Here is a 19,029-nt window from a genome sequence, read left to right as displayed (position 1 = left end):
TCAGCCGGCGCCGAGCCGGGCGGTGCCCGGGCCGGTGAGCGTGGCGAGGCCGACGCTTCGCCCGCTCACCGACAGAAGCAGGTCGACGAGCGGGCCCCGGACCTCTTCGGTGCCCGCTCCGCCGGACCAGTCGGCGTCGGTGGCGATCAGTTTGAGGTTCTTGCAGCGCTTCTTGGCACCCCAGAACGGGCTGACCAGCAGGTGCTCCAGCGCCGCGATCGCCGGCTTCTCCGGCATGGGCCGGGCAATGCCGAGCGGGCGGGCGACGTCCTGGCCGTGGATAAGGACGTCGGCGAGTTCGTCGACCGGTTTGGCGCCGGGCGGGCGGCGCGCCGATCCGGCGTCCTCGCGGATCTGGGCGACGAGTTCGGCCGGGGTGAACCGCGCGGCATAGGCGACGGCCTGGTCGACGTTCATCCGGTCCCAGTTCCCCTTGGCCTTCACGAGGCCGACCAGGGTGTCCTTGAGCCGGTTCCTGGTGGTCTGCGCGAGATGGCCCGCCATCGCGTGGACCGTCCACTCCGTACACAGCGTTTTCGCCGGCCAGTCCTGCTCGGCGAGGCCCTCCAGCAAATCCGCGAAGCTCAGCCGTTCGGCCTCGGTCCACGCCAAGACTTCGCCGTCGTCCATCCCGCTCCTCGTCTTCGGCTCACCGTCGTTCGAGCGCCTTGACCGCCTCTTCGGAGGTCTCGATGGCGATCGTGTGGTAGCTCTCGATGCGCGAGACGATCGCCTCGCGCGGGCCCGTCAGCCAGGCCTCACTGCCATAGAACTCGCGTTCCTGCCGTTCGTGTTCTTCGAGCGAGCCGAACGCGCGGATGAGGTAAGCCTCTTCGTATCCGTCCTCGGCGACCAGCGAGCGTCCGAAGTCGATGACCCGCAACCCCGCCCGCTCCAGCAGGGGGATGGACTCTTCGGTCATCACCCGGAGGAATTCTTCGCTGGTCCCCGGCTTCAACCGGTAGGTGCGGAACTCCAGGATCACGGTGGCCTCCCCAGGCATGGCTTCGGCGCCGACTCTAGCCTGGGAAGCATGAAGATCGCGATTCTCGACGACTACCAGGAAGTGGCGCTCGGATTCGGGGACTGGGGTTCCCTCGGCGCCGACATCGAGGTGTTCACGAAACCGTTCGCGGACCCCGCCGACGTGGTCGCCCGCCTCCGCGACTTCGAGGTCGTGGTCGCGATGCGCGAGCGCACCCGCTTCCCCGCCGAAGTGCTCGACCGGCTGCCCGCGCTCAAGCTGCTGGTGAGCACCGGCCACCGCAACGCCGCGATCGACGTGGCCGCCGCCCGGCGCAACGGCGTGGTCGTCTGTTCCACCGGGTACATCGCGGCCCCGGCGGCCGAGCACACCTGGGCGCTGATCCTCGCCGCCGCGCGGAACGTGCCGGTCGAGTCGCGGAACATGCGCGAGGGCGGCTGGCAGACCACCGTCGGCACGATCCTGTCCGGCAAGACCCTCGGACTGCTCGGGCTCGGCAGGCTGGGTGCCGGCGCGGCCAAGATCGGGCAGGCGTTCGGCATGGAGACCATCGCCTGGAGCCAGAACCTGACCCAGGAGAAGGCCGACCCCCATGGGGTGACGGCGGTGTCGAAGGACGAATTGTTCGCCCGCGCGGACGTCCTTTCGGTCCACCTGGTGCTCAGCGATCGCAGCCGCGGGCTGGTCGGCGAGCCCGAACTCGCCGCGATGAAGCCGACGGCCATGCTGGTCAACACCTCGCGCGGCCCGATCGTGGACGAAGCCGCGCTGGTGGACGCCTTGCGCCGCAAGGAGATCGCGGTCGCCGCGCTGGACGTGTACGACGTCGAGCCGCTGCCCGCGGAGCATCCGCTGCGGACGCTGGACAACGTCGTGCTCACCCCGCACATCGGCTACGTCACCCGTGAGACCTACGAGATCTTCTACCGCGACGCGGTCGAGGACATCGCTGCCTTCCAGGCGGGCTCACCGATCCGGGTCATGGAGTGAGCTCGGCCAGTACGGCGTCGGTGTAGGGCGGCCACACCTCGGCCGCCCACGGGCCGAAGGCGCGGTCGGTGAGCGCGACACAGGCGGCGCCGGCGTCGGGATCGACCCAGAGGAACGTGCCGGACTGCCCGAAGTGGCCGAAGGTCCGCGGCGAGCTCGACGAACCGGTCCAATGTGGACTCTTGTGGCCGCGGATCTCGAAGCCGAGGCCCCAGTCGTTCGGCTTCTGGTGGCCGAAGCCGGGCAGGACGCCGGAAAGGCCGGGGAAGACCACGGAAGTCGCCTCGCGCACCGTTTCGGCGGCGATGAGCTTCGGCGCCTGCAGTTCGGCGGCGAACGCGGCCAGGTCGTCCACAGTGGACTCGGCACCCGAAGCGGGGGAGCCGGTCAGCTTGGTCGCCTTCATGCCCAGCGGCTGGAAAAGCGCCTCCGCCTGATAGTCGGCGAAGGGGATGCCGGAATGCTCGGTGAGCGCGTCGGCGAGCTGCTCGAACCCGGCGTTGGAGTACAGGCGCCGGTTGCCCGGCGCGGCCATCGGCTTGTGCTCGTTGAAGGCCAGGCCCGAGGTGTGCGCGAGCAGATGCCGGATCGTGGAGCCCTCCGGCCCGGCGGGGGTGTCGAGTTCGACGACGCCCTCTTCGATGGCGATCAACGCGGCGTAGGCGGTGAGCGGCTTGGTCACCGACGCGAGCCGGTACACCTTCGTCGTCTCGCCGTGCGTGCCCAGCACGTCACCGGCGGCGGTCACCACGGCCGTGGCGGCGTTGTCCACCGGCCACTGTTCGATCCCACGCAGGCTTTCCATACCCCACACCCTACGAAGCCCGGGCCGGTCGGGGCGGCCCGGGCTTCGCAGAGGCAGGGATCAGGCGTCGAGGTCGGTCGCCACCAGCTCGGCGATGGCGTCGACGGCCGCCTCGGCGCCCTCACCCTCGGCACTGATGATGACCTCGTCGCCGAAACCGGCGGCGAGCGTCATCAGGTTCAGCACGCTGCCGGCCGCGACCGGGTCACCGCCCGCCTTGGCGATGTGCACCGCGACGGGCTGCGCCGCGGCCGCCTTGGCGACCGTCGCCGCGGGCCTGGCGTGCAGGCCCACCTTGCTGGCCACGGTGACGCGTTTCTCCGGCATGTTCTTTCCCTTTCGTGCCTTCGGTTCTACTGAGCTGAAACTACTTGACGGGCTTTGCCGCGGTGGCCTCGAGATCGGCCTCGATCGCGTCGTCCTCGCGGCCGGGGGTCCGCAGGTTCCACTTCTTGATCACGAAACGGAAGATCACGTAGTAGATGACCGCGTACGCGAGACCGATCGGGATGAGCAGCCAGACGTTGCCGCTCGCCGCCGGGAGGCCGCTGTTGAGTGCGAAGTCGATCGCGCCGGCGGAGAAGCCGAAGCCGAGGTGGATGTCGAGCGCGTTCACCAGTGCCATCGAAGTACCGGTCAGGACCGCGTGGATCAGGTACAGCGGCCATGCGACGAACATGAACGAGAACTCGATCGGCTCGGTGATACCGGTCAGGAACGAGGTCAGCGCGCCGGCGATCATCACGCCGCCGACGATCTTCTTCTGGCTGGGCTTCGCGCTCTGCCAGATCGCCAGCGCCGCGGCGGGGATGGCGAACATGAAGATCGGGAAGAACCCGGTCATGAAGGCGCCGCGGGTCGGGTCACCGTTGAAGAACTCGGTCAGGTCGCCACCGTCGAAGATGAACCACACCGGCACGTTCAGCAGCTGGTGCAGACCGACCGGGATCAGCAGGCGGTTGAGCACACCGTAGATACCGCCACCGACGACCGGGGCGCCGGTGACCGCTTCGCCCGCGGCCTGGATGCCTTCGTTGACCCAGTGGAAGACCAGGCCCAGCGGCACCGCGAGGACCATCATCGTCAGCGCGGTGATGATCGGCACGAACCGGCGGCCGCCGAAGAAGGCCAGGTACGGCGGCAGCTTGATGCGGTAGAACTTCTGCCACAGCAGCGCGGTGACCAGGCCGACGATCACGCCGGCCAGCACACTGTAGGGCCACTTCATCGGGTTGAGCATCAGGCCCGCGGGCTTCTCGGGATTCCAGCCCGGCAGCTCGGAGAACGGTGCGAAGACCTGGAGGACGCTGGTGAACACGAAGAAGCCGACCACGGCGGCCAGCCCGGTCGCGCCATCGCTCTTCCGGGCGAATCCGACGGCGATACCCACCGCGAACAGGAGCGGCAGCCAGCTGAACAGCGAGTTGCCCGCCGCGCCGAGCACCTCGGCCACTTTGTTCCAGCCGAGCCCTTTCTCGCCGAGCAGGTCGGGTTGGCCGAACCTGTTGAGGAGCGCGGCGGCGGGCAGGGCGGCGATGGGGAGCATGAGGCTGCGGCCGAAGCGCTGAAGCCCGGCCAGTCCCTTGCCCTTGCCCTTCGCCCCCTCCGCGGTGGTGGAGCTCATCGGGTACCTCCGTAGTGAGGATGATGACCGGAATCCGGGGTGTTCCGGTCCAGCTGCATGGTGACCTGGTAGTGATCGCCCCGGTACCAGGAAGTCATGTCTTCGATCGGTTCCCCGTTGACGCTGGAGACCCGGCGGAAGACAAGAAGCGGACTGCCCGCGCGCATGCCGAGCAGGCGTGCCGTTTCGCGGTCCGCGGATTCGGCCCAGACCGTCTGCCACGCGTGGTCCGGGCGCAGGTCGTACGACTGGGCGAGTTGGACGTACAACGATCGGGTGAGATCGAGGTCGAGCAGACCGGGCATCCGGCCCGCGTGATACCAGCCGCGTTCGACCGCCAGCGGCACCCCGTCGGCGCGGCGAAGCCGGACGATGCGGTGTGCCGGAGTTCCGGCGGCCAGGCCGAGCGCGTGCGCCGAGGGGGCGGGCGGGACCTCGGTGGAGGTCTTGACGACCTCCGTGGTCGGGGTCATCCCGCGGCGGCGCATGTCCTCGGTGAAGGACATCAGGTAGAGCTGCAGTTCCATCCGCCTCGCGGCGGTGAAGGTCCCCTTGCCGCGCACCCGCGACAAGAGTCCTTCTTCGACCAGCTTGCCGATCGCCGAGCGGACCGTGAGCCTCGACACCTGGTAGGTCTCGGCGAGGTCACGTTCCGAAGGGATGGGTGAGCCGGGGGGTAGCTCACGCTCCACCGTGCGGCGCAGAATCTCCCGCAGCTGGGCGTGCTTGGGCGTCGGTCCGTTGATCACACGGTCGGACGGCGGCAGCTGCGCCGAAGCGCTCATGACGGTCACCGTCCTTTCGGGCCGGTCGGTTGGGGAACCCGTACTCGCATCTGGTCCGGAAGATTGGTACGTTCCGGTCTAGACCAATGATCCGATGGGGCAGGATGCTCCGTCGCACGAGCGGGTGTCAACCACCGTTACGCGTTCGTGGCCAGGGATCACGTGCGAGTCGGCGAACGGCGTAGTACAGCTGGTTCGCATGTGGGAAACCGACAGGGAACAGGGAGACCGCGATGGCGGATGACAGGGCGGAAAAGATCCTGGCGGGGCTCGGCGGTGCCGAGAACGTCATCGAGGTCGAGGGGTGCATCACCCGGCTCCGCTGTGAGCTCGAAGACATGAGCCTGCTCGATGAAGCGGCGCTGAAGGCCGCCGGCGCGATGGGCGTCGTGCGCATGGGGGCCGGTGTCCAGGTCATCGTGGGCCCCGAGGCCGACAACATCGCCAGCGACATCGAGGATCTGCTGTGAGTCTCGAGATCCTCAGCCCGGTGAGCGGTAAGACGACCACCATGACCGAAGTGCCGGATCCGGTCTTCGCGCAGGCGATGGTCGGCCCCGGCATCGCGGTCCTGCCCTCGGGCGGACGCCAGGACGCGGTCGCCCCGGTGGACGGGACGGTCGTGACCCTGCACCCGCACGCGTTCGTGGTGGCCACCGAAGACGGCCGCGGCGTGCTGGTCCACCTGGGGATCGACACGGTGAAGCAGAAGGGCGAGGGGTTCACCCTCCACGTCGTCAAGGGTGAGGCCGTCCGCGCCGGGCAGCCGGTGGTCGGCTGGGACCCCGACGCGGTCAAGGCCGCGGGCTACTCGCCGATCGTGCCCGTGGTGGCGCTCGACGCGAAGGCGGATGTCCTCTCCGGACTGCTCACCGGCGGCGACGTCGAGGCGGGCGACGCGATTTTCACCTGGGACAGCTGAAAGCTTGCCGAAAGGGTCCCTTTAGGACGGAATTCCCGTCCTGAAGGGACCCTTTCGTGTGTTTCTCAGGCGGTGACGACCTGGCCGTTCGTGACCTTGACCGCGATCGAGGGCAGCGGCTGGTCCGCGGGCCCCTTTTTGACCGCGCCGGTCGCGGCGTCGAAGATCGAGTTGTGGCAGGGACATTTGAGCTCCGCGCCCTCGGGCACGACCGCGCACCCCTGATGCGTGCAGATCGCGCTGAACGCGGCCGCCGTGCCTTCGGCGGTCCTGGTGACGATGACGTCCTTGCCGTCCGCGGTCTTGGCGGCCTTCGCCTTGCCGACCTCGATGTCGGAGAGCGCGGTCAGGGTCTCGCCCGGCGCGGCGGCGGGCGGTGCGGCGGTCGAACCGGACGGCGGGTTGTTGTCGCTTCCGCAGGCCGTGAGGGCCACGGCACCGACGGCCGCGCCGGCGACGGCGGCCCCGGTGGTCAGGACGGTGCGGCGGGAGTGGAGTTCGGCAGTCATGCCCGTACACACGGTCCAGACCGCCATCCGGTTCAATTTCGGCGACCATCGGGTGCCGGATTGAACCGAGAGGCCCGTTTTTCCGTGTTCAAGGGCATAGGGGAACCGAACACGCGGAAAGAGATACGGACATGATCCGGTGGTTGTTGCGGGCGGTCGTGGCGGCGGGCCTGCTCGGCTCGGCATGGGTGCATTACGTCGTATGGCAGGACTGGGCGTCGGAAACGGATGTGGTCGGCCCGCTCTTCCTGGTGAACGTCGTGGCGGGCGTGGTCATCGCGATCGCCGTCCTGGCCTGGCACCACTGGCTTCCCGCGCTCGCTGCGATCGGCTTCGGCCTGGCCACGCTGGGCGCGTACGTGCTCTCGCTGACCACAGGGTTCTTCGGCGTCTCGGAGCGCTTCACCACCCAGGCCGAGCTGTGGGGCCTGATCACCGAAGTGGCTTGTGTGGTCTTCGCCCTTCCTCTGCTCTTCAACCGCGAAAGCACGGATCGGTGAAGGAATTCGCGGAGGACCGGCTGATGCGGGTTTTGCACGACGAGCACGCGGCGGCACTCTGGTCCTACGCATTGCACCTCACCAGCGGTGACCGGGTCCGCGCGGAAGACGTCGTCCAGGAGACGCTGCTGCGGGCCTGGCGCAACGCCAAGGTCCTCGACCAGTCCGAAGGGTCGGCGCGAGGCTGGCTGTTCACCGTGGCGAGGCGGATCGCCATCGACGACTGGCGCGCTTCCGAGGCCCATCCCGAGGTGGTGACCGGCCGGCCGCCCGAAACGGCGGTCACCGACGGCACCGAACGCGCCGTCCAGGGCTGGCTGGTCGCCGAAGCCCTCGGCGAGCTCTCGCCACGACATCGGGACGTCCTCGTCCTGTGTTATTTCCAGGGTTACTCCGTCGCCGACGCTGCGAAACGGCTGGGTGTGGCCGAAGGGACGATCAAGTCGCGGACGCACTACGCGTTGCGGGCGCTGCGGCTGATATTGGAGGAAAGAGGGGTGACTCAATGACCGACCCCTTCGCCACCTACGACGCGGCCTACGTGCTCGGGGCGTTGTCCCCGGAAGACCGGTCCGCCTACGAAAAGCACCTTCGCGTCTGCGACCGGTGCGCGGAATCCGTGCGCGACCTGGCCGGGATCCCCGGCCTGCTCGCCCAGGCCGGCGCCCCGGCGCTGCTGGAGGACGAACCGGCGCCCTCGCCGGACCTGCTGCCGACCGTGCTCAAACGGGTCCGCCGGGGAAGGCGGATCCAACGGGCCGTCACCACGACCGCGGCCGGGGCGGCCGTCGCCGCCGGTATCGCGCTCGTGGTGGTCCTGACCGGGCCGGTCGCGGCGGCGGGCGATCCGATGACCCCGCTCGGCGACTACCCGGTGACCGCCGAAGTCGCCATGTCCGCCACGGAGACCGGCACGAAGGTCGACATGACCTGCAGCTACGGCGGCAACCGCACCGGGGACTACATCCTGGTCGCCGTCGGCGCCGACGGCGGCACCAGCGAGCTGGCGTCCTGGCGCGCGATGCCCAAGGACACCGCGCACATCGTGGTCGGTACCGCGATGCGCACCGGGGACATCAAGGCGCTGGAGATCCGCACGCCCTCGGGTCTCCCGCTGCTGCGGATGAACCCCTGATTCCGGTGTCATGCCAGGCCTTCGGCGCCGGAAGCCATGCGGATTGGGGTGAGTTTCAGGCGCGACGTGCCTGGGCCTTAGGACTCGCCGAAGCCATATCGGTGGCGTAGCGAAGGCCTTCTTCGCGGCTTTCCCGCCTGCGCGGACGTTGCGAAAGCCACTTTCGCAACCTTCAACGTTGCGAAAGTGGCTTTCGCAACGTGCCTCTTTGCCTTGCCCCTCAAGGGAGACCTCGATCCTTAAGGCGCCGCCTCCCGCGGGGGTTGCAGGGAGCTTTCCCCGCGTCTCATGTGACGAAAGCTCCCTTCGCCGCGTGAGACGCGCGGTGAAAGCTCCCTTCGCGGGATGAGACGCGGTGAAAGGCCCCTTCAGCCCACCGCTGCGCGCCCGGGTCCCGTCGGCGCCCACCGTCGCGCGCCCGGCTCCCGTCGGCTCCCACCACCGCGCGCCCGGTCCCTCCACCCTCACCCGCCCGCCCGCCCGCCCGTGAACGGTCCATTCACGACTTCCGCACCCCCGCCCGACCTGCCGAAAGCACGTGAAAGTCCCTGTCACGAAAAGAAATTCTTGCCGCACCGAGCGCGACGGGCGCACTCTTCATCTTGTGTTCACGCCGATCGCCTTCGCGATGGCGGGCGCCGGATCGGCGCTCGCCACGCGCTCCTGCCTGCGCCGGGCGGGAGCGCCGGTCACGGCATGGGCGGCCGCCATCGCCGCGGCGGCGCTCGTGGCGGTCTGGCTGCGGCACGACGCCGGAGCCTGGCCGTCGTGGTGGCTCGCGGTCCCGGCCGTGCTGACCGTCTTCGCCGTCCCGCTGGCGCTCGCCGACCTGAAGTACCGCCGCCTGCCCGACGTCCTGACCCTGCCCGCGTACCCGGCACTGGCCGCCGCCCTCGCGATCGCCGCGCACGGGGGAGGGGCGGCCATCGCGTGGCGGGCCGTGCTCGGCGCGCTGGTCTTCGGCGGGGCGCACGCGCTCGTTCACGCGTGGTCGCCGCGCTCCCTCGGCGCCGGGGACGTGAAGCTCGCGGGCAGCCTGGGAGCGGTCCTCGCCGCGACGGGCTGGCCGTCGATCGTGCTGGGCGCCGTCGCCGCCGCGTTGCTGAGCGTGGCGCTCGCGGTGGGCGGGCCCCGGCTTCCCACGGTGCCGCACGGGCCGGGTCTCCTGGTCGCGGCGTGGGTGCTCGCCGTCTTCGCCGGACCCGGTCCGGGATAGCCCGGCCTGTACCGGGACAGAGAGGAGGTTGTGACAGGATCTGTCAGGTGTTGCGCTGGATAACCGCAGGGGAATCGCACGGACCCGCCCTCGCCGCCATCCTGGAAGGGATGCCTGCCGGGGTCGAGGTCACCACCGCCGAAGTGGGCGAGCAGCTCGCGCGCCGGAGGCTCGGCTTCGGCCGCAGCCCCCGGATGGGCTTCGAGACCGACCACATCGAGTTCACCGGCGGCGTCCGGCACGGGCTCACCCAGGGTGGCCCCGTCGCGGTCCAGATCGAGAACGCCGAGTGGCCCAAGTGGGAGAAGGTCATGTCGGCCGATCCCGTGCCCGCCGAGGAGCTGGAAGGCCTCGCGCGCAACGAGCCGCTGACGCGTCCCCGGCCCGGCCACGCGGACCTGCCCGGCATGCAGAAGTACGGCTTCCCCGAGGCCCGTCCGGTGCTGGAGCGCGCGAGCGCCCGCGAGACGGCGTCCCGCACGGCGCTCGGCACGGTGGCTCGCGCGTACCTCAAGCAGCTGCTCGGCGTCGAGATCCTCAGCCACGTCGTGTCCATCGGCGGCGCCTCGGCGCCCGAGGGGCCGCTGCCGGTGCCGTCGGACCTCCCGGCCATCGACGAGAGCCCGGTCCGCGCCTTCGGCCAGGAGGGGACCGACGCGATGGTCGCCGAGGTCGACGCCGTGCGGAAGGCGGGTGACACCGTCGGCGGCGTGATCGAGGTGATCGCCTACGGCCTGCCGCCGGGCCTCGGTTCGCACGTCCACTGGGACCGCAGGCTCGACGCCCGTCTCGCCGGCGCGCTCATGGGCGTCCAGGCGATGAAGGGCGTAGAGGTCGGCGACGGCTTCACCACGGCCAAGCGCTGGGGCAGCCAGGCCCACGACGAGATCGACCGCGGGACCGGCCCCGTCGGGGTGACCCGCCGGTCCAACCGCGCGGGCGGCCTCGAAGGCGGCATCACCAACGGCGAGCCGCTGCGCGTGCGCGTCGCCATGAAGCCGATCTCGACCGTCCCCAAGGCACTGTCCACTGTGGATGTCACCACCGGCGCACCCGCGGTGGCCATCCACCAGCGTTCCGACGTCTGCGCGGTGCCCCGGGCCGGGGTCGTGCTGGAGTCGGTGGTCGCGCTGGTGCTCGCGGACGCCGCGCTGGAGAAGTTCGGCGGCGACTCGCTGGCCGAGGGCAAGCGCAACGCCGAGGCCTACCTGAAGGCGCTCGAGGAGCGCTGGTGACTCCTCGCGCGGTGATCATCGGGCCGCCGGGCTCGGGCAAGAGCACGGTCGGCCCGGCGCTCGCCGCCCGGCTCGGTCTCGCCTTCCGCGACAGCGACGACGACATCGTCGCCAGCGCGGGCAAGCCCATCACCGACATCTTCGCCGAGGAGGGCGAGCCCGCCTTCCGCGCGCTGGAGGAGGAAATGGTCGCGAAGGCGCTGGCCGAACACGACGGCGTCCTCTCGCTGGGTGGGGGAGCGCCGATCACGCCGGGCACCCGCGAGCGCCTCGCCGGGCACACCGTGGTCTTTCTCAACGTCGGGATGGCCGCGGGCGTCCAGCGCGCCGGGCTCTCGACCGTGCGCCCGCTGCTGGCCGGGGTGAACCCCCGCGCCACCTACAAGGCGCTCCTCGACGCGCGCCTGCCGGTGTACCGCGAGGTGGCCACCTTCGAGATCGAGACCGACCAGCTGACCGCCGACGAGGTCGTCGAGGCCGCCGTCATCGGACTGACCGAGATCAGCAAGGATCGAGCATGAAACGCACCACCGCCGGCGTACTGCTCGCCGTCGTGGCCCTGACCCTCACCGCGTGCGGCGAGGAGAAGCAGCCCGCGGGAGCCGACGTCGTCCAGACCGGAGCGGCCACCACCGGCGCGCCCGCGTCGGCCGCTCCGGAAGCGGACGTCGCGGCCGACGTCAAGGTCACCAAGTGCGGCAGCAACAGCTACACCCCGAAGATCACCATCGAGGTCACCAACAGCACCGCGGAAGACGCGCGGTATGCCGTCACCATCGCGATCAAGGACGCCGACGGCAAGCCCTCCGGTGAGGCGCTGTTCGCGAAGAACCGGATGACGCCCGGCCAGAAGGTGACCGAAGAGATCCCGGGGGACACCCCGGTCAAGGGCAAGATCACCTGCGAGGTCGCGAGGGCCAAGCGGCTTCCGCCGAAGTGAGGGAAACGATGACCGAGCCGGTCCGCATCACCGTCAACACCGCCAAGCCCTACGACGTCGTCATCGGCCGCGGCCTGCTGGGCGAGCTCACCGAGCAGCTCGCCGACGCCTCCAAGGTCGCGCTGATCCACCCGCCGACGCTGACGACCACCGCCGAGGCCATCCGCGACGAACTGGCCGAGGCCGGGATCGACGCGCACCGGGTCGAGATCCCCGACGCCGAGGACGGCAAGGCGCTCACCGTCGCCAGCTTCTGCTGGGAGGTCCTCGGCCGCATCGGCCTCGACCGCCAGGGTGTGGTCGTCGGGCTCGGCGGCGGCGCCGTGACCGACCTGGCCGGGTTCGTCGCCGCCACCTGGATGCGCGGCGTCCGGCTGGTCAACGTGCCCACCACGCTGCTGGGCATGGTCGACGCCTCCCTCGGTGGCAAGACCGGCATCAACACCGAGGCAGGCAAGAACCTGGTCGGCGTCTTCCACGAGCCGAGCGCGGTCCTCGTCGATCTCGCGACGCTGGAAACGTTGCCCCCCAACGAACTCGTCGCCGGAATGGCCGAGGTGGTCAAGGCCGGGTTCATCGCCGACCCGCGGATCGTCGAGCTCGTCGAGCAGGACCCCGCCGCGGCGCTGGACACCACCGGCGAGGTCCTCGGCGAGCTGGTCCGCCGCTCGATCCAGGTCAAGGCCGACGTCGTCGCCGCGGATCTGCGCGAGTCGGATCTGCGCGAGATCCTCAACTACGGCCACACGCTCGCCCACGCCATCGAGCGCCGCGAGCGCTACCGGTGGCGCCACGGCGCGGCGGTCAGCGTCGGCCTGGTGTTCGCCGCCGAACTCGCGCGTCTGGCGGGCCGTCTCGACGACGCCACCGCCGAGCGGCACTCGAAGGTGCTCAAGCTGCTGGGCCTGCCGACCACCTACGACCCGGACGCGCTCCCGCAACTGCTGGAGACGATGAAGGGCGACAAGAAGACCCGTTCGGGCGTGCTGCGTTTCGTCGTCCTCGACGGGCTCGCGAAGCCCGGCAGGCTGGAAGGCCCGGACCCGTCGCTGCTCGCCGCCGCGTACTCGGTGGTGGCCGGTGAAGCCCCGAAGCCCGGCGGGAGTGTGCTGCTGTGAAGGTGCTCGTCCTCAACGGTCCCAACCTCGGCAGGCTCGGCCTGCGCGAGCCCGGTATCTACGGTTCGGCCACGCACGCGGACCTGGTCTCCACGTGCGTCGAAACCGGCAAGGAACTGGGGATCGACGTCGAGGTCCGGCAGACCGACCACGAGGGCGAGATGGTCGGCTGGCTGCACGAGGCCGCCGACGCGGGGTGGCCGGTGGTGCTCAACGCCGCCGCGTGGACGCATTACTCGATCGCGGTCCGCGACGCCGCCGCCCAGCTCAAGGCTCCGCTGATCGAACTGCACATCTCCAACGTGCACAAGCGTGAGCAGTTCCGGCACCACAGCGTGCTGTCGGATGTCGCCACCGCCGTGATCGCCGGGCTCGGGGTCGACGGGTACCCGCTGGCCCTGCGCTGGATGGCCGCGAACGCGGCATGAACAACCCGCCCACGCTCGAGACCGCGAGGCTGCGGTTGCGCGCGCTGACGGAGGCGGACACCGACGCGATCGTCAAGCTCTTCGCCGACCCGGAGATGAGCGCGCATTTCGCGGTGCCGCTCACCGAGCCGGACCGCGTCCGCGAAATGGTCGGCCGCAGGTTGTCCTACGACGGCCCGGCCGGGACGGGGCACTGGGCGATCGAACGCGACGGCGAGGTGATCGGTCTCGCCCATCTGCGGCCGTCGCAGGAGCTGCCCGGTGACGTGCCGGAGATCGGCTATTACCTTTCGCGCGCGCACGGCGGGCAGGGCCTGGCGACCGAGGCCGCGAAGGCCCTGCTGGAGCACGGACTCGTCGGGCTCGGCCTGTCGTCGGTGTGGGCGCTGGTCGGCGAGTCCAATGTGGCCAGTCAGAACCTGGTGCGGCGTTTGGGTTTCCTCGACGTCGGCGGCGGTGACCACTACGGCAGCGGGCCACATCGGGTCTTCGTCGCGCTGCCTTCGGACCACGGCCGCGCGCATCACATCGAGCTGTGGGTGCCCGATCTCGGCCGCGCGGAGGAGAGCTGGGGCTGGCTGCTCGGCGAACTCGGCTGGCGGGAGTTCCAGCGCTGGCCCGCCGGAGTCAGCTGGAAACACGGCGCGACCTATCTCGTCGTCGAGCGTTCTCCCGCGCTCAGCGGCGAAAAGCACGAGCGCACCGCGCCGGGCCTGAACCATCTCGCCCTGCACGTCGAGTCCCGCGAACGGGTGAACGAACTGGCCGCGAAGGCGCTCGAACACGGCTGGTCGCCGATGTTCGCGGACAAGTATCCGTATGCGGGCGGTGATCACCACTACGCCGCCTACCTCGAAAACGCCGATGGCTTCGAAGTGGAGTTGGTCGCTCTCCCGGGTACTGAGGTCACTCGACTGGGTTAAGCCTCGCTACACTCGGCCATCATGCGCCTTTTTCGTGGGGGTCGGCGACCCGCCCGTGCCGTGGTGGCCCTCTTCGCGGCCGGCGCGGTCCTCGTGGCGTGCAGTGACGGCACGGTGCAGTCCCAGGCCGACGGCAAGGGCGGCGGGATCGGCGGAGCCCAGCAGGCGCCCAAGGAAAAGCCGCGCCCGATGGACGTCGAACTCGCGACGAGCGATCCCCGGGCCAGCGGCGGTGTGGTCGCCGCGGGCGATCGGGACGCGGTCTACAACTACAGCCCGACCGTGATGCGGGACGGCGGCGAACTCAAGCTGTGGTGGTGCAGCCAGTACGGCAGCGCCCAGCCTCCCGGCGACGATGTCCTCTACGCGCGGTCGTCCTCGCTCGACGGTCCCTTCACCGGCCCGTCCGGTGGTGGCCCGGCGGCGGTGTTCTCGGGCGCGCCCGGCGGGTTCGACGGAATGCACACCTGCGACCCCTCGGTGATCAAGGTCGGCTCGACCTACTACATGTATTACACCGGCGCGGCGGGTGATCACGCGCTCGGCAATTCGATCGGCCTCGCGACCAGCCCCGACGGACTGACCTGGACGCGCGCGGCCGGCGGGAAGCCGATCATCGGACCGTCGCACGACGTGCACCGTGACAACGTCTACGGCGCGGGCCAGCCCTCGGCGGTGTACCTCGACGGCTGGTTCTACGTGCTCTTCACCGACACCACGGCGAAGGGCGCCGGATGGAACGGCGCCGGGCAGTTCCTGCTCCGCGCCAAGGACGCGGCGTTCACCCGGAACGTGGAGACGATGGGGGAGCAGGGCTTCCTCGCCAAGCCCACCACGACCTCGCCGCGCACCCGTTCGCTGGTCGACGCGTTCAGCTCCGATCTGATGTGGGTCGGTTCGCTCGACGCCTTCGTGATCGCGCACGAGACCGAAAAGGGCACCACCCTCACGTTCTGGACCAGGGACTTCTCCGCGCAGCCGTACCGGCAGGCGCTCATCCCCGGCGTGTGGAAGGAAGGCCCGGGGCTGGTCCGGCGGCCCGACGGGCACGCGCCGCTCTCCTCGGGCGACGTCTGCGACCGGGTCCCGTTCGACGTCGTCCGCGCCACGGTCATCGGCGGCGCCGGGGCGCCGACCGACCTCAAGCATTTCGGCCTGGACGTCCGAGGTTCGGGGGCGTGCGAGAACGAGGCCCGGATCCGGACCTCGTTCGAAGGCGTCGCGATGCCGTCGCCGCAGCGGACCATCGACCTGGTGGCCGACGGCGCCCTGGTGCGGGTCGACCGGCGCTCGGTGGCCGCGGCGCTCGCGGGCGAGGTGCTGAACCAGCGGCTCAAGGTCGTCGACCACCTGCCGACGGCGGCGCGGTTGAGCGCCGGGGCGCGGATGGTGCACGCGCCGGGCCGGGGGTTCGGCGTGGTGCTCGACGGCAAGCTCTTCGCGCTGCCCGACGGCGGAGCGGCGGCCCTGAACGACTCTGCCGTCGAGAAGATCGCCGATCAGACCTGGGACGGCTTCCCGGTGGGTTTCTCGCTCGCGGGCTGATCGGGCTTGGTGATGCGGCCGCCGACGAACAGGCCGAGCCCGGCCGGGATGAGCACCAGCAGGGCCGAGAAGGCGGCGCCGCCCGTGAGCGCGCCGCCGAGCTCCGATGCGCCGGTCTGATCGACGAACACCGCGCGGCCGATCACGTACAGCACGCCCGAGACCGGTCCGGCGATCAGCGCCGCGATGAACCAGTTCTTGCCGCGTTCGGGTTTGCCCTGCCAGGCGTCCACGGCGCCCCAGCCCGCGGCCGCGCCGACCAGGACTGCGAGGGTGAGGGCGGTGACGAGGGTCTTGTCGGTGGGGTTGAAGACCTCATACTTGGCCAGCACGGTGACGGCCGCGCCGTGCAGCAGCGCCATCACGAGTCCACGAGTCAGCCACGGTGCCATTGGGGGAGTTTAACTCGCCAGTAGCGACTGTCACGCCCGCCGCGGCCCCGCAGCCGGTGGACTTGGGCGGCGCCGAAAAGCGTGCCACCGGCGGCCCACCCCCTAAACTCCATCACGTGCGTGAATACTTCTCTCGCCGCCGCGCGGCGCTGCGTTCCCTGCTGGCCGACTCCGGGGTGGACGCGCTGCTGGTCACGGACCTGCTCAACATCAGGTACCTGACCGGCTTCACCGGGTCCAACGCCGCTCTTCTCGTCCACGGGAGCGGCGACGACAAGACGATCTTCTGCACCGACGGCCGCTACACGGTCCAGTCGGCGACGGAGGTGCCCGACCTCGAGCGGGTGCTCGACCGCGCGAGCGCGGCGAAGCTCGCCGATCTGGCGGCCGGAAAACACTTCGGCAAGACCGGATTCGAGAGCCAGCACGTCAGCGTCGAGCAGCACGAAGACCTCAAGGTCCGCTTCGACCGTGTCGAGCTGGTCCGGACGCCCGGGCTCGTCGAGCAGCTGCGGCTGGTCAAGGACGAGCAGGAGATCGAGGCGCTGCGCCAGGCGTGCGCGGCGGCCGACCGGGCGCTGGAGGACCTGGTGTCCGCCGGCGGGCTCCGGCCGGGCCGCACCGAGCTGGACGTCGCCCGCGACCTCGAGAATCGCATGCTCGGCCACGGGTCGACCGGGCCGTCCTTCGACACGATCGTCGCGGCGGGCGCCAACTCCGCGATCCCGCACCACCGGCCCACCTCCGCCGTGCTCGCGACCGGCGACTTCGTCAAGATCGACTTCGGCGCCACGGTCGACGGTTACCACTCCGACATGACCCGCACGTTCGTCCTCGGCAAGCCCGCGGCCTGGCAGGAGGAGATCTACGCGCTGGTCCAGCGCGCGCAGGCGGCGGGCTGTGACGCCGTCCTCCCCGGCGCCGAAGTGTCCGAAGTGGACAAGGCGGCCCGCGGCGTGATCGTCGGCGCGGGGCGCGGCGAGGAGTTCGGCCACGGGCTCGGCCACGGCGTCGGGCTGCAGGTGCACGAGGCGCCCAGCCTGGCCGCGACCGGCGTCGGTACACTGTCCGCCGGTATGGCCGTCACCGTCGAGCCTGGTGTGTATCTGCCCGGACGCGGAGGCGTGCGCATCGAGGACACGCTGGTCGTGCGGGAAGGTACGCCCGAACTCCTCACGCTGAGCACCAAGGAACTCGTGGTCGTCTGACGGCGGCCCGGAAGATCGACACAGGAGACTGCACACTCGTGGCCACCACCAACGACCTGAAGAACGGGCTCGTCCTCAACCTCGACGGCCAGCTCTGGACCGTCACCGCGTTCCAGCACGTCAAGCCGGGCAAGGGCGGCGCGTTCGTCCGCACCACGCTCAAGCACGTGCTGACCGGCAAGGTCGTCGACAAGACCTTCAACGCGGGCACGAAGGTCGATACGGCCACCGTCGACCGCCGCAACATGACCTACCTGTACAAGGAGGGTCAGGACTTCGTGTTCATGGACGCGGAGACCTACGACCAGATCACCGTGCTGAACGAGACCGTCGGCGACAACGCGAACTACCTCCTCGAGAACACCGAGGTCCAGGTCGCGGTGCACGAGGGTGTCCCGCTGTACATCGAGCTGCCGACCTCGGTCGAGCTCGTCGTCCAGCACACCGACCCCGGTCTGCAGGGCGACCGCTCCACCGGTGGCACCAAGCCCGCCACCCTGGAGACCGGCGCCGAGATCCAGGTGCCGCTGTTCCTCACCACCGGCGAGAAGATCAAGGTCGACACCCGTGACGGCCGCTACCTGGGCCGCGTCTCCAGCTGATGGCAGGCTCAGGCAAATCCGGCAAGTCCCCGAACCGCGGCGGGCCGATCAGCCGTCGCCAGGCTCGTAAGCGGGCCGTCGAGATGATGTACGAAGCCGCCCAGCGCGGTGCGGACGCGGTCACGCTGCTGGCGGACCGGGTCGGTTCGGTCGAGGTCGACCCGATCGGGGACTACACGATCTCGCTGGTCGAGGGCGTCACCGGCCGCAAGACCCAGATCGACGAGCTGCTCTCCGAGCACGCTCAGGGCTGGACGCTGGACCGGATGCCGCCGGTGGACCTGGCGGTGCTCCGCGTCGGCGTCTACGAACTGCTGTGGGCCGAGGACGTGCCGGACCCGGTCGCCATCGACGAGGCCGTCGGGCTGGCGAAGGAGCTGTCGACCGACGATTCGCCGCGTTTCGTGAACGGCGTGCTCGGCCGGATCGGCACCATCGCGGACCGGCTTCGCGCGGTCCTGTAGAAGACGTACTACAACGGGCCGTGTCCTCTGCCGAGGGCACGGCCCGTTCTCGTGCTCGGTGGTGCAGGTTGGCGTTTCCGGTCCCCCCGGACCGAAAACGTCGCCATCTCTAGTCCTCTTTGGACGGTCGAGCCTCGGGCGGCAGCACACCCCAGTCGATCAGCTGCTCGGTGAGCTCGCCGGGGGTCATGTCGTAGATGATCGCCAGTGAACGGAGGTCCTCGGTGCGGATCGAAAGCACTTTGCCGTTGTAGTCGCCGCGCTGGCTCTGGATGGTGGCGGCGTAGCGGGCGAGCGGCCCGACCTTCTCCGCCGGGAGCTGCTGGAGACGCTCCAGGTTGATGACGATCTTCGTGGCGGGCTCGGCACCCGACGGCACGCGGCCCTCCGGCAGCAGCTCGACCACGGGGACCCCGTAGAAGTCGGCCAGCTCGGCGAGCTTCTGCACGGTGACGGCGCGGTCTCCGCGCTCGTACGAACCGACGACGACGGCCTTCCAGCGGCCTCCGGACTTCTGCTCGACCCCGTGCAGGGACAGACCCTGCTGCTGGCGGATCCCGCGGAGCTTGGCCCCGAGCGCCTTGGCGTAATCGCCCATCTGGTGGTTCTCCGTTTCCTCACCCCCGACCGGTCGGGGGTGACCGATCCAGGGGACTCCTAGAGTCGAATACTCAGAGTAATGGTTACGCATAGTTGTCACCAG

General features: G+C 70.0%; 25 protein-coding genes and 1 pseudogene. 17 read left to right on the top strand and 9 right to left on the bottom strand.

The features are described from left to right. Together BLW75_RS10210 and BLW75_RS10205 are read right to left on the bottom strand one after the other, a co-directional pair. Positions 1-630, bottom strand: a complete 630-nt coding sequence (locus BLW75_RS10210; RefSeq protein ID WP_034318291.1) for a maleylpyruvate isomerase family mycothiol-dependent enzyme — start codon at positions 628-630, stop codon at positions 1-3. Between the two features lie 19 nt (positions 631-649). Then, a complete protein-coding gene (locus BLW75_RS10205; RefSeq protein WP_034318294.1) occupies positions 650-1,003 on the bottom strand; it encodes an NIPSNAP family protein in 354 nt (117 codons plus the stop codon). A gap of 30 nt (positions 1,004-1,033) precedes the next feature. On the opposite strand from BLW75_RS10205, the gene BLW75_RS10200 reads away from it, so the two are divergent. After that, on the top strand, positions 1,034-1,975 hold the full coding sequence (locus BLW75_RS10200; RefSeq protein ID WP_034318297.1) for a D-2-hydroxyacid dehydrogenase family protein: 942 nt from the start codon (positions 1,034-1,036) through the stop codon (positions 1,973-1,975). On the opposite strand, the gene BLW75_RS10195 is transcribed toward BLW75_RS10200, so the two are convergent. Genes BLW75_RS10195 through BLW75_RS10180 form a run of 4 tightly spaced genes read right to left on the bottom strand, consistent with a single transcriptional unit; the run spans position 1,965 to position 5,189 of the window. Then, positions 1,965-2,780, bottom strand: coding sequence for a serine hydrolase domain-containing protein (locus tag BLW75_RS10195; RefSeq protein ID WP_034318299.1), 816 nt, complete (start codon positions 2,778-2,780; stop codon positions 1,965-1,967). The two genes, BLW75_RS10200 and BLW75_RS10195, sit on opposite strands and share 11 nt — an antisense overlap. Before the next feature lie 60 nt (positions 2,781-2,840). Next, positions 2,841-3,107, bottom strand: coding sequence for an HPr family phosphocarrier protein (locus tag BLW75_RS10190; protein ID WP_034318300.1), 267 nt, complete (start codon positions 3,105-3,107; stop codon positions 2,841-2,843). 40 nt (positions 3,108-3,147) lie between these two features. Further along, positions 3,148-4,404, bottom strand: a complete 1,257-nt coding sequence (locus BLW75_RS10185; RefSeq protein WP_034318303.1) for a PTS transporter subunit EIIC — start codon at positions 4,402-4,404, stop codon at positions 3,148-3,150. After that, complete coding sequence (locus BLW75_RS10180) at positions 4,401-5,189, bottom strand: GntR family transcriptional regulator (protein ID WP_034318372.1); 789 nt, start codon at positions 5,187-5,189, stop codon at positions 4,401-4,403. The genes BLW75_RS10185 and BLW75_RS10180 overlap by 4 nt, the downstream gene beginning before the upstream one ends. Before the next feature lie 224 nt (positions 5,190-5,413). Here BLW75_RS10180 and BLW75_RS10175 point away from each other — a divergent pair. After that, positions 5,414-5,659: pseudogene (locus BLW75_RS10175) on the top strand (PTS sugar transporter subunit IIB); the annotation flags it as partial. Beyond that, positions 5,656-6,111: a PTS sugar transporter subunit IIA gene (locus BLW75_RS10170; RefSeq protein WP_034318308.1), complete on the top strand. Its 456-nt coding sequence runs from the start codon at positions 5,656-5,658 to the stop codon at positions 6,109-6,111. The pseudogene BLW75_RS10175 and the gene BLW75_RS10170, both read left to right, overlap by 4 nt. 65 nt (positions 6,112-6,176) lie before the next feature. On the opposite strand, the gene BLW75_RS10165 is transcribed toward BLW75_RS10170, so the two are convergent. Continuing rightward, positions 6,177-6,620, bottom strand: a complete 444-nt coding sequence (locus BLW75_RS10165) for a Rieske (2Fe-2S) protein (RefSeq protein WP_034318375.1) — start codon at positions 6,618-6,620, stop codon at positions 6,177-6,179. Between the two features lie 131 nt (positions 6,621-6,751). Between BLW75_RS10165 and BLW75_RS10160 the strand changes: the two genes are divergently transcribed. The 11 genes from BLW75_RS10160 (at position 6,752) to BLW75_RS10110 (ending at position 15,660) form a co-directional block, all read left to right on the top strand. Next, on the top strand, positions 6,752-7,120 hold the full coding sequence (locus BLW75_RS10160) for a hypothetical protein (RefSeq protein WP_034318311.1): 369 nt from the start codon (positions 6,752-6,754) through the stop codon (positions 7,118-7,120). Beyond that, complete coding sequence (locus BLW75_RS10155) at positions 7,117-7,629, top strand: sigma-70 family RNA polymerase sigma factor (protein ID WP_091597275.1); 513 nt, start codon at positions 7,117-7,119, stop codon at positions 7,627-7,629. Before BLW75_RS10160 ends, BLW75_RS10155 begins: the two co-directional genes overlap by 4 nt. Beyond that, a complete protein-coding gene (locus BLW75_RS10150) occupies positions 7,626-8,255 on the top strand; it encodes an anti-sigma factor family protein (RefSeq protein WP_034318314.1) in 630 nt (209 codons plus the stop codon). Before BLW75_RS10155 ends, BLW75_RS10150 begins: the two co-directional genes overlap by 4 nt. A gap of 604 nt (positions 8,256-8,859) precedes the next feature. Then, complete coding sequence (locus BLW75_RS10145; RefSeq protein WP_034311636.1) at positions 8,860-9,471, top strand: prepilin peptidase; 612 nt, start codon at positions 8,860-8,862, stop codon at positions 9,469-9,471. A 47-nt stretch (positions 9,472-9,518) separates the two neighbouring features. Beyond that, positions 9,519-10,706, top strand: coding sequence for a chorismate synthase (gene aroC, locus BLW75_RS10140; RefSeq protein WP_034311639.1), 1,188 nt, complete (start codon positions 9,519-9,521; stop codon positions 10,704-10,706). Beyond that, positions 10,703-11,227, top strand: a complete 525-nt coding sequence (locus BLW75_RS10135) for a shikimate kinase (RefSeq protein WP_167373487.1) — start codon at positions 10,703-10,705, stop codon at positions 11,225-11,227. The genes aroC and BLW75_RS10135 overlap by 4 nt, the downstream gene beginning before the upstream one ends. Then, the gene (locus tag BLW75_RS10130) at positions 11,224-11,646 is read left to right on the top strand and encodes a hypothetical protein (RefSeq protein WP_034311644.1); all 423 of its coding nucleotides are present in this window, start codon (positions 11,224-11,226) and stop codon (positions 11,644-11,646) included. Before BLW75_RS10135 ends, BLW75_RS10130 begins: the two co-directional genes overlap by 4 nt. 8 nt (positions 11,647-11,654) lie before the next feature. After that, a complete protein-coding gene (gene aroB / locus BLW75_RS10125) occupies positions 11,655-12,764 on the top strand; it encodes a 3-dehydroquinate synthase (protein WP_034311646.1) in 1,110 nt (369 codons plus the stop codon). Next, on the top strand, positions 12,761-13,192 hold the full coding sequence (gene aroQ / locus BLW75_RS10120) for a type II 3-dehydroquinate dehydratase (protein WP_034311649.1): 432 nt from the start codon (positions 12,761-12,763) through the stop codon (positions 13,190-13,192). The genes aroB and aroQ overlap by 4 nt, the downstream gene beginning before the upstream one ends. Continuing rightward, the gene (locus BLW75_RS10115) at positions 13,189-14,115 is read left to right on the top strand and encodes a GNAT family N-acetyltransferase (protein ID WP_034311651.1); all 927 of its coding nucleotides are present in this window, start codon (positions 13,189-13,191) and stop codon (positions 14,113-14,115) included. The genes aroQ and BLW75_RS10115 overlap by 4 nt, the downstream gene beginning before the upstream one ends. Positions 14,116-14,175: 60 nt before the next feature. After that, entirely contained in the window at positions 14,176-15,660 is a 1,485-nt protein-coding gene (locus BLW75_RS10110; RefSeq protein ID WP_034311653.1) for a glycoside hydrolase family protein, read from the top strand. On the opposite strand, the gene BLW75_RS10105 is transcribed toward BLW75_RS10110, so the two are convergent. After that, positions 15,615-16,022 carry a B-4DMT family transporter gene (locus tag BLW75_RS10105; RefSeq protein ID WP_034311656.1) on the bottom strand — a complete coding sequence of 136 codons (408 nt, stop codon included), beginning with the start codon at positions 16,020-16,022 and terminating at the stop codon, positions 15,615-15,617. The two genes, BLW75_RS10110 and BLW75_RS10105, sit on opposite strands and share 46 nt — an antisense overlap. 146 nt (positions 16,023-16,168) lie before the next feature. Here BLW75_RS10105 and BLW75_RS10100 point away from each other — a divergent pair, with 146 nt between their 5' ends. Genes BLW75_RS10100 through nusB form a run of 3 tightly spaced genes read left to right on the top strand, consistent with a single transcriptional unit; the run spans position 16,169 to position 18,326 of the window. After that, positions 16,169-17,260: a M24 family metallopeptidase gene (locus BLW75_RS10100; protein WP_034311658.1), complete on the top strand. Its 1,092-nt coding sequence runs from the start codon at positions 16,169-16,171 to the stop codon at positions 17,258-17,260. 38 nt (positions 17,261-17,298) lie between these two features. Next, entirely contained in the window at positions 17,299-17,862 is a 564-nt protein-coding gene (efp, locus tag BLW75_RS10095; protein WP_034311660.1) for an elongation factor P, read from the top strand. After that, positions 17,862-18,326 (top strand): transcription antitermination factor NusB, encoded by a 465-nt coding sequence (nusB, locus tag BLW75_RS10090; protein WP_034311662.1) that lies wholly within the window; start codon positions 17,862-17,864, stop codon positions 18,324-18,326. Before efp ends, nusB begins: the two co-directional genes overlap by 1 nt. 109 nt (positions 18,327-18,435) lie before the next feature. On the opposite strand, the gene bldD is transcribed toward nusB, so the two are convergent. Continuing rightward, positions 18,436-18,924: a transcriptional regulator BldD gene (bldD, locus tag BLW75_RS10085; protein WP_003096372.1), complete on the bottom strand. Its 489-nt coding sequence runs from the start codon at positions 18,922-18,924 to the stop codon at positions 18,436-18,438. Positions 18,925-19,029: the final 105 nt, after the last annotated feature.

Source organism: Amycolatopsis lurida (assembly GCF_900105055.1).
Lineage (GTDB): Bacteria > Actinomycetota > Actinomycetes > Mycobacteriales > Pseudonocardiaceae > Amycolatopsis > Amycolatopsis lurida.
This window is presented reverse-complemented; position numbering and strand designations above follow the sequence as displayed.

What these genes read in the sequence shown, in the direction of transcription:
- BLW75_RS10210 (WP_034318291.1), bottom strand. Translation starts at nt 630, where the DNA reads ATGGACGACGGCGAAGTCTTGGCGTGGACCGAGGCCGAACGGCTGAGC.
- BLW75_RS10205 (WP_034318294.1), bottom strand. Translation starts at nt 1,003, where the DNA reads ATGCCTGGGGAGGCCACCGTGATCCTGGAGTTCCGCACCTACCGGTTG.
- BLW75_RS10200 (WP_034318297.1), top strand. Translation starts at nt 1,034, where the DNA reads ATGAAGATCGCGATTCTCGACGACTACCAGGAAGTGGCGCTCGGATTC.
- BLW75_RS10195 (WP_034318299.1), bottom strand. Translation starts at nt 2,780, where the DNA reads ATGGAAAGCCTGCGTGGGATCGAACAGTGGCCGGTGGACAACGCCGCC.
- BLW75_RS10190 (WP_034318300.1), bottom strand. Translation starts at nt 3,107, where the DNA reads ATGCCGGAGAAACGCGTCACCGTGGCCAGCAAGGTGGGCCTGCACGCC.
- BLW75_RS10185 (WP_034318303.1), bottom strand. Translation starts at nt 4,404, where the DNA reads ATGAGCTCCACCACCGCGGAGGGGGCGAAGGGCAAGGGCAAGGGACTG.
- BLW75_RS10180 (WP_034318372.1), bottom strand. Translation starts at nt 5,189, where the DNA reads ATGAGCGCTTCGGCGCAGCTGCCGCCGTCCGACCGTGTGATCAACGGA.
- BLW75_RS10165 (WP_034318375.1), bottom strand. Translation starts at nt 6,620, where the DNA reads ATGACTGCCGAACTCCACTCCCGCCGCACCGTCCTGACCACCGGGGCC.
- BLW75_RS10160 (WP_034318311.1), top strand. Translation starts at nt 6,752, where the DNA reads ATGATCCGGTGGTTGTTGCGGGCGGTCGTGGCGGCGGGCCTGCTCGGC.
- BLW75_RS10150 (WP_034318314.1), top strand. Translation starts at nt 7,626, where the DNA reads ATGACCGACCCCTTCGCCACCTACGACGCGGCCTACGTGCTCGGGGCG.
- BLW75_RS10130 (WP_034311644.1), top strand. Translation starts at nt 11,224, where the DNA reads ATGAAACGCACCACCGCCGGCGTACTGCTCGCCGTCGTGGCCCTGACC.
- aroB (WP_034311646.1), top strand. Translation starts at nt 11,655, where the DNA reads ATGACCGAGCCGGTCCGCATCACCGTCAACACCGCCAAGCCCTACGAC.
- BLW75_RS10115 (WP_034311651.1), top strand. Translation starts at nt 13,189, where the DNA reads ATGAACAACCCGCCCACGCTCGAGACCGCGAGGCTGCGGTTGCGCGCG.
- BLW75_RS10105 (WP_034311656.1), bottom strand. Translation starts at nt 16,022, where the DNA reads ATGGCGCTGCTGCACGGCGCGGCCGTCACCGTGCTGGCCAAGTATGAG.
- nusB (WP_034311662.1), top strand. Translation starts at nt 17,862, where the DNA reads ATGGCAGGCTCAGGCAAATCCGGCAAGTCCCCGAACCGCGGCGGGCCG.
- bldD (WP_003096372.1), bottom strand. Translation starts at nt 18,924, where the DNA reads ATGGGCGATTACGCCAAGGCGCTCGGGGCCAAGCTCCGCGGGATCCGC.